Annotated in this window: 6 protein-coding genes; all 6 read left to right on the forward strand. The window is 64.0% G+C overall.

Annotated features, from left to right (window positions below; all coding sequences use genetic code 11):
- Nucleotides 1–1,351, forward strand: a 1,351-nt coding sequence (locus IC66_RS0125515) for a sigma-54-dependent transcriptional regulator (protein ID WP_038949547.1), incomplete at its 5' end; no start/stop codon positions are given.
- Nucleotides 1,344–3,368, forward strand: coding sequence for a sensor histidine kinase (locus IC66_RS0125520; protein ID WP_038949549.1), 2,025 nt, complete (start codon nt 1,344–1,346; stop codon nt 3,366–3,368). The genes IC66_RS0125515 and IC66_RS0125520, both read left to right, overlap by 8 nt.
- Before the next feature lie 345 nt (nt 3,369–3,713).
- Complete coding sequence (locus IC66_RS0125525; RefSeq protein ID WP_038949550.1) at nt 3,714–5,366, forward strand: OFA family MFS transporter; 1,653 nt, start codon at nt 3,714–3,716, stop codon at nt 5,364–5,366.
- A gap of 85 nt (nt 5,367–5,451) precedes the next feature.
- The gene (locus IC66_RS0125530; protein ID WP_038949551.1) at nt 5,452–5,733 is read left to right on the forward strand and encodes a hypothetical protein; all 282 of its coding nucleotides are present in this window, start codon (nt 5,452–5,454) and stop codon (nt 5,731–5,733) included.
- 286 nt (nt 5,734–6,019) lie between these two features.
- Nucleotides 6,020–7,726, forward strand: coding sequence for an NADH-ubiquinone oxidoreductase-F iron-sulfur binding region domain-containing protein (locus IC66_RS0125535; protein WP_038949552.1), 1,707 nt, complete (start codon nt 6,020–6,022; stop codon nt 7,724–7,726).
- Nucleotides 7,723–8,582 (forward strand): 2Fe-2S iron-sulfur cluster-binding protein (locus tag IC66_RS0125540; RefSeq protein ID WP_038949553.1); only part of this gene is annotated, 860 nt, incomplete at its 3' end. The genes IC66_RS0125535 and IC66_RS0125540, both read left to right, overlap by 4 nt.

The raw sequence follows: 8,582 nt of genomic DNA on the forward strand, positions 1-8,582 counted from the left end.
TGCAGGGCCGGAGTTCGGCGCGCTGGCGCAGGCCTCGATCCTGATCGTCGACGACGAGCCGGGCATGCGCAATTTCCTGGTGCGCACGCTTGGACCGCGCTGCAAGCTGGTGGACGAGGCGGCCGATACCGACCAGGCCTCGCGCAAGCTCGATTCCAACCGCTACGACGTCGTCATTCTCGACAACATCATGCCAGGCAAGAACGGCGTCGATTGGCTCGCCGAGCAGCGCGCCGTCGGCTTTTTCGCCGACGCCATCCTGATCACCGCTTATGCCGACCTCGACACCGCGATCCAGGCCCTGCGCGCTGGTGCGGCCGATTTCGTGCTCAAGCCGTTCCGCTCCAACCAGATCCTCAACGCGGTGGCACGATGCCTCGACCGTGTCCGCCTCCAGCGCGAGAACTATGTCCTGCGCTATGCCCTGCGTGCCTCGTCCGACCGCACCTTTCTGCGCGACAATCTGATCGGACAATCGGCAGCGACGCTGCGCGTGCGTGAGACCATCGCGCGCGTCGCACGCCTGCCGACCTCGGTTCTCCTCACCGGCGCATCCGGCACCGGCAAGGAAGTGGCAGCACGCTCGATCCACTCGTTGTCCGACCGCGCCGATAAGCCCTTCGTGCCCGTCAATTGCGCGGCGATCCCGCCCGAGATGATCGAGGCGGAGCTATTCGGACACATCAAGGGCGCCTTCACCGGCGCCGATTCGGGGCGTGAGGGCTTGTTCCTGTACGCGCATGGCGGCACGCTGTTCCTCGACGAGATCGGGGAGCTGCCGCTGCCGATGCAGAGCAAGCTGCTTCGCGTGCTCGAAGACCGCCGCGTCCGTCCGGTGGGCTCCGAGCGTGAAGTTCCGGTCGACCTGCGTTTCATCTTCGCAACCAATGCCGAGCTTCAGAAAGAGGTCGAGAAGGGCCGTTTCCGAGCCGATCTGTTCTACCGGCTCAACGTGATGCAGATTCACCTGCCGCTCCTGAAGGATCGCGGCGATGACGTGCAGGAGCTTGCCGCCATCTTCATGAGCAAGCTGTCGGCTCAGCTCGGCATGCCGCCGGTGCCGATCGACGCCTCGGTGCGGGCGGCGCTCGCAAGCTATGACTGGCCGGGCAATGTGCGCGAGCTGCGCAATTTGATCGAACGCACGCTGATCCTCGGCGCCTTCCCCGACGATTTCGCCGGTCCCCGCAACGACGGTCAGTCGGCACCTGCCGACAGTCTCGCCGAGCTCGAGCGCCGTCACATTCTCGGTGTGCTGAAGGAGGCCAACGGCAATCGCGAGGAGGCGGCGCGGCGTCTCGGTATCTCGCGCAAGACCATCGACCGCAAATGCGCGTTATGGGATGTCTGATGGTGCCCGCCGCAGCGGTGAGCTCGTGCGGGGACGCTCCGTCCGATTCCGGTTGCTCGCGATCGCTCTGCTGCCGATGCTGGTCATCCTGCCGCTCCTGCTCGGCGTTGCGATCTATCGCTGGAACGCGAAATTCGACGCGGCCCTGATCTCCAAGGTGAACGGCGATCTCACCATCGCCCATCAATATCTCGCCCGCATCCTGGAAAAGACCGGCGTCCAGATCCGGGCGCTCGGCCTGTCGGCCCGCTTCCAGGAGGTGCTGGCGCCGGATGCGCGCGGCTCGCTGCGGGACCTGCTCGACGAGACCCGCAAGGAGATCGGTCTCGATTTCCTGTATCTGACCAACGATCGCGGCGACGTTCTGGCCTCATCGCCCCCGCTGCAGCATCAACCGAGAGGCGACTGGCCGATCATCATGTCGGCGCTGTCGGGTCAGGTCCCTGCGACCGGCGTCGATATTTTCGGCAATGACGAGCCGGCCGCAATTTCGCCGGCCCTGGCCGAGCGCGCGCGATTGGATCTCGTGCCGACCCCGAATGCGGTGCCGACCGACCGCAGCACGGAGACGCGCGGCATGGTCGTGCACGCGGCGAGCCGGGCGATGCTGCCTGACGGAGGCGCCGCTGCGCTGGTCGGCGGCACGCTGCTCAACCAGAATCTCGAATTCATCGACACGATCAACGATCTCGTCTACCGCGCTGCGAGCCTGCCGGAGGGCAGCCAGGGCACCGCGACGCTGTTCCTGGACGACGTGCGGATATCGACCAATGTCCGTCTGTTCGAGGGACGGCGCGCGCTCGGCACGCGCGTGTCGGCGGCGGTGCGCTCGGCCGTGCTGGGCGAGGGGCACACCTGGCTCGACAGTGCTTTCGTGGTCAATGACTGGTACATCTCCGCTTACGAGCCGCTGGTCGACAGTTATGGCAAGCGGGTCGGCATGCTCTATGTCGGCTTTCTGGAGAAGCCGTTCAGCGAAGCCAAATACCAGACGTTGGTGATCATCATCGCAGCGTTCATCGCGATCACCGCCGCGACCGTACCGATCTTCCTGCGCTGGGCGACCTCCATCTTCATGCCGCTGGAGCGCGTCACGGCGACGATCGGCGAGGTGGAGCGCGGGAACCTCTCCGCCCGCACCAAGATGCCGGTGTTGGGTGACGAGATCGGCCGCGTCGCGGTTCATCTCGACAGCCTGCTCGACCAGATCCAGGAACGCGACCGGCAGCTCCGGGAATGGAATGAGGAACTGAACGTCCGCGTGCTGGAGCGCACCCGGGACCTCGAGCACGCCAATCTCAAGCTCGAGGCAACCACCAAGCAGCTCATCATGTCCGAGAAGCTGGCTGCGATCGGCGAGATCACCGCCGGCGTTGCGCACGAAATCAACAATCCGATCGCGGTGATGCAGGGCAATCTCGACGTCATCCGCAGCGTATTCGGGGCCGATGCCGACAAGGCGAAGGTCGAGTTTCGCCTGCTCGACGAGCAGATTCACCGCATCAGCCAGATCGTGACCAAGCTGCTGCAGTTTGCAAGGCCGGAGGAATATGCCGGCTATGTCGAGCGCCATGCGCCGACAAGCGTCATCTCCGACTGTCTGCCGCTGGTGCAGCATCTTCTGAACAAGACCGAGATCGCCGTGGTCAGGGACGACCGCGCCAGCCGGCTCGTGCTGATGAACCGGAACGAGCTGCAGCAGGTCCTGGTCAATCTCATCGTCAACGCGATCCACGCCATGCCGGACGGCGGAACCCTGACGCTCCGCTCCTTCGATGCCGAGCGCGACGGCCATCAAGGCGTCGCCATCGAGGTCACTGATACCGGCATCGGCATGAGCGCAGACGTAATCGCAAAGATTTTCGACCCCTTCTACACCACGAAACGGCGGCAAGGCACCGGACTGGGCCTCTCCATCAGCCAGACGCTGATCAAGCGTCAGGGCGGACAGATCACGGCCGAAAGCCACCTCGGTTCCGGGAGCACCTTCACGATGTGGCTGCCCGAAGCGACCTGATTGGACATTTTGTCCTTGGATTCGGGACATTCTGTCCGGCACGGCACGTTGCGCTGCGGGAAGTCGTTGAATCGTCACGATGCGACTTCTGGCACGCGCGTTGCTCCTCTCAAGACAGGGTGTTGAGGGGGATGAGGGCGCGATAGCCGTCACGGCAACGCTGCTTGCGAGGCGAAGGGACATCGCCCGCGATCAGTTGCTTGCTGGGCGCGCAAGACGGATGCGCACCAGACGATTCCACTTCGGCATGAATGAAGTCCGACCTGTCATGCGCGGCTGCCAAGCACGCACACGACCGGTCGCAAACCGATATGCCGGCAAGGCCGCGCTTGGGAGGGAATGCTTATGACGACTGCCGATACCGTTCTTGCACCGGTTGGTGCTTCCGGCTTCCTCGATCGTGAACGCACGATCGCGAAGGCCGGGTTCAATCGCTGGCTGGTGCCGCCGGCCGCGCTGTGCATCCATCTCTGCATCGGCATGGCCTACGGCTTCTCGGTGTTCTGGCTGCCGCTGTCGCGCTCGATCGGCATCACGCAGAGCAAGGCTTGCCCCGACATCTCGTTGTGGCAGGAGCTGTTCACCACGACGTGCGACTGGAAGGTCGCAAGCCTCGGCTGGATGTACACGCTGTTCTTCGTCCTGCTCGGCGTCTCTGCCGCGATTTGGGGCGGCTGGCTCGAGCGTGCCGGCCCGCGCAAGGCAGGTTTCGTTGCCGCGCTTTGCTGGGGCGGCGGCCTCTTGATCGGCGCCTTCGGCGTCTACGTCCATCAACTCTGGATCATGTGGCTCGGAGCCGGCGTCATCGGCGGCGTCGGGCTCGGCCTCGGCTATATCTCGCCGGTGTCGACGCTGATCAAATGGTTCCCCGATCGCCGCGGCATGGCGACGGGCATGGCCATCATGGGTTTTGGCGGTGGTGCGATGATCGGTGCGCCGCTCGCCAATCTGCTGATCAACTACTTCAAGACTGCAACGGATGTCGGCGTCTGGCAGACCTTCGTCGTGATGGGCGTGATCTATTTCATCTTCATGACGATCGGTGCCTTTTCATATCGGGTGACGCCGCCCGGCTGGCAGCCTGACGGTTGGACCCCGCCGAGCGAGAAGAAGTCGATGATCACCGAGCACCATGTGCACCTCAACAACGCGCACAAGACGCCGCAATTCTGGCTGATCTGGTGGGTGCTCTGCTTGAATGTCTCGGCGGGTATCGGTGTGATCGGCATGGCTTCGCCCATGCTCCAGGAAATTTTCGCCGGCAAGTTGATCGGGCATCCGGAGCTGACGTTCAGCCAGCTTTCGGTCGAACAGAAGGCATCGATCGCGGCGATCGCCGCCGGCTTCGCCGGCCTGCTGTCGCTGTTCAATATCGGCGGCCGGTTCTTCTGGGCGTCGATGTCGGACCTCATGGGGCGCAAGAACACCTACTACACGTTTTTCATCCTCGGCATCTTGCTCTACGCGCTGGCGCCCACCTTCGCGGCGATGGGCTCGAAACTGCTGTTCGTGCTCGGGTTCGGCATCATCCTGTCGATGTACGGCGGCGGCTTCGCGACGGTGCCGGCCTATCTTGCCGACATGTTCGGAACCCAGTTCGTCGGCGCCATCCATGGCCGGTTGCTGACGGCATGGTCGACTGCCGGCATCATCGGTCCGGTCGTGGTCAACTACATCCGCGAGTTCCAGCTCGCGGCCGGCGTGCCGCGTGATCAGCTCTACAACACGACGATGTACATCCTGTGTGCCATGCTGATCGCCGGTTTGATTTGCAACTACCTGATCAAGCCGGTCGATCCGAAATGGAACATGAGCCACGAAGAGGTGGCCCGCCTGCAGGCGGCCAGTGCGAAGAGCGAGGCGTCGGTCCAGCACGGCTCGTTCGGCATCGGCAAGGGCGGTCTGGATGCCAATGCGGCGCTGTTCTGGGCCTTTGTTGGCGTGCCGCTCGCTTGGGGCGTCTGGAAGACGCTGGAGAGCGCGGTCAAGATCTTCTGATCGCACGTTCATCGCGGCGGGAGCGCACCATGCGCGCTCCCGCCGCTCATTTCGATTGTTTCAAAACTACCCCTGGGGGAATTCGATGGTTCGTAAGCTCGTTTGTGCAGCCGCCGTGCTGCTCGTCGCCGGCGCCCTGCAATCCGCATCCGCACAGACTGCCGCGCCACCGGCTGCAACGCCGCCCGCCGCGACCGAGGCCAAGCCCGGCAAGATCAAGCTGACCGCGCAGAAGCTCAAGGACATGAAGGCCAAGTGGAGCGCCAACAAGTCGAAGCTCAGGGAGTGCCGCAAGGACGTGAAGGCCAAGGGCCTCGCGGGCGACGAGCGCTGGTTCTATATCGAGGAGTGCATGGGCAAAAGCTGACCCGTCAGCATCGGGGCGTTGAGGGGTTACCCGTGGTCCCGGAGCGGGAGCTCGATACGATTTCGCTATCGCAGCATGGGAAGCCTTTATTGAACTCCAGACCAATTCAGGCTTCGTTCTATCGATTGGCGCGTTGGACCAACGCAAGGTCGTGTCCGGGCAGCGATCCCAGGGCTGCTCTTGGGCTGCGCTTAACCGCTTCCGCGAGCATGATAATTTGCTTGGCATCTGGCATGCCAGGGGCTAAGACTGGAGCCGTTCTAAAAGACGAGATCGAGACGAATCGATGAGCCACGACGACGTGCACAAGGTCCGCCCGTTCGAGCATCCCGGTGAGGGACGCAAGCGAGCCAAGGCCACGCCCAAGGGGCGGCAGGTCGATCCCACCGCCGCGCACGAGATCGAGCAGCTGCTCGGCGACAGGCCGCGGCGGCGTGATCTCCTGATCGAATATCTGCACCTGATCCAGGACAGATATCATCAGATCTCGGCCGCGCATCTGGCCGCGCTCGCCGACGAGATGAAGCTCGCCTTCGCCGAGGTGTTCGAGACCGCGACGTTCTACGCGCATTTCGACGTGGTGAAGGAAGGCGAGCCGGATATCGCCCCGCTGACGATCCGCGTCTGCGATTCTATCACCTGCGCGATGCTCGGGGCCGAGAAGCTGCTCGAGGATTTGCAGAGCTCATCGGGTCCTGGTATCCGCGTCGTCCGCGCGCCCTGCGTCGGCCGCTGCGACACCGCGCCAGCCGCGGAAGTCGGCCACAACTTCGTCGATCATGCGACCGTCGCCAATGTGATGGCGGCCGCGAAGGCCGGCGACACCCACGCGCATCTGCCCAAATATGTCGACTACGACGCTTATGTCACGGGTGGCGGCTACAAGCTGCTCAATCGCGTGCGCTCCGGCGAGTTGTCGAAGGACGATCTCTTGAAGGGGCTCGACGACGCCTCGCTGCGTGGCCTTGGCGGCGCCGGCTTCCCGACGGGACGCAAATGGCGCGCCGTGCTCGGCGAGCCCGGTCCGCGGCTGATGGCGATCAACGGCGACGAGGGCGAACCCGGCACGTTCAAGGACCGCGTCTATCTCGAAAGCGATCCGCATCGCTTCATCGAGGGCATGCTGATCGGCGCGCATGTGGTGCAGGCCTCCGATGTCTACATCTATCTGCGCGACGAATATCCGGCCTCGCGCGAGATTCTGGAGCGCGAGATCGCAAAGCTCCCGCCGGGTGGCCCGACGCTGCACATGCGCCGCGGTGCCGGCGCCTATATCTGTGGCGAGGAATCCTCGCTGCTCGAAAGCATCGAGGGCAAGCGTGGCCTGCCCCGGCACAAGCCGCCTTACCCGTTCCAGGTCGGCCTGTTCGGCCTGCCGACGCTGATCAACAACATCGAGACGCTGTGGTGGGTGCGCGACATCGTCGAGAAGGGTGCCGACTGGTGGAAGGGCCATGGCCGCCACGAGCGTCATGGCCTGCGCAGCTTCTCGGTCTCGGGCCGCGTCAAGAATCCCGGCATGAAGCTCGCACCCGCGGGCATCACCGTGCGCGAGCTGATCGACGAATATTGCGGCGGCATGGCCGATGGCCATCAATTCTATGCGTACCTGCCGGGCGGCGCGTCCGGCGGCATCCTGCCGGCGTCGATGGACGACATCCCGCTCGATTTCGGCACGCTGGAAAAATACGGCTGCTTCATCGGGTCGGCCGCGATCGTGATCCTGTCGCAAAAGGACAGCGTGCGTGCGGCCGCATTGAACCTGATGAAGTTCTTCGAGGACGAGAGCTGCGGCCAGTGCACGCCGTGCCGCGTCGGAACCCAGAAGGCGGCGCTGCTGATGCAGAAGCCGGTCTGGAACCGCGCTCTTCTGGAAGAATTGAGCCAGGCGATGCGCGATGCCTCGATCTGCGGGCTTGGACAGGCGGCATCGAATCCGCTGGCCACCGTGATCAAATATTTCCCTGACGAGTTCAAGGAAGCGGCCGAATGACCAAGATTACCTTCGAGCTCGACGGCAAGCAGGTCGAAGCCAATCCCGGCGAGACGATCTGGCAAGTCGCAAAACGCCAGGGCCGCGAGATCCCGCATCTGTGCTATTCACCGGCGCCCGATTATCGGCCTGACGGCAATTGCCGTGCCTGCATGGTCGAGATCGAGGGCGAGCGCGTGCTCGCTGCATCCTGCAAGCGCACGCCGTCGGTCGGCATGAAGGTGAAGTCCGAATCCGCGCGCGCGGTGTCGGCGCAGAAGATGGTGATGGAGCTGCTCGTCGCCGACCAGCCGGCGCGCGAGACCAGCCACGATCCGGATTCGAAATTCTGGCACTGGGCCGAGACGACAGGCGTCACCGAGAGCCGCTTCCCCGCCGCCGAGCGCTGGGAAACCGACGCCAGCCATCCGGCGATGCGCGTCAACCTCGATGCCTGCATCCAGTGCGGCCTGTGCGTACGCGCCTGCCGTGAGGTCCAGGTCAACGACGTCATCGGCATGGCTTACCGCAACCATGGCTCGAAGATCGTGTTCGACTTCGACGATCCCATGGGCGAATCCACCTGCGTCGCCTGCGGCGAATGCGTGCAGGCTTGCCCGACCGGCGCGTTGATGCCGGCCGTGATGCTCGACGACAAGCAGACCCGCGTCACCTATGCCGACAAGAAGGTGGATTCGCTCTGTCCGTTCTGCGGCGTCGGCTGCCAGGTGACTTACGAGGTCAAGGACGAGAAGGTGATCTACGCCGAGGGCCGCGACGGCCCCGCCAATCGCAACCGTCTCTGTGTCAAGGGCCGCTTCGGCTTCGACTACATCCACCACCCGCATCGCCTGACCAAGCCGCTGGTGCGGCTGGG

Source organism: Bradyrhizobium genomosp. III (assembly GCF_000261705.1).
Taxonomy (GTDB): Bacteria; Pseudomonadota; Alphaproteobacteria; order Rhizobiales; family Xanthobacteraceae; genus Bradyrhizobium; species Bradyrhizobium ottawaense.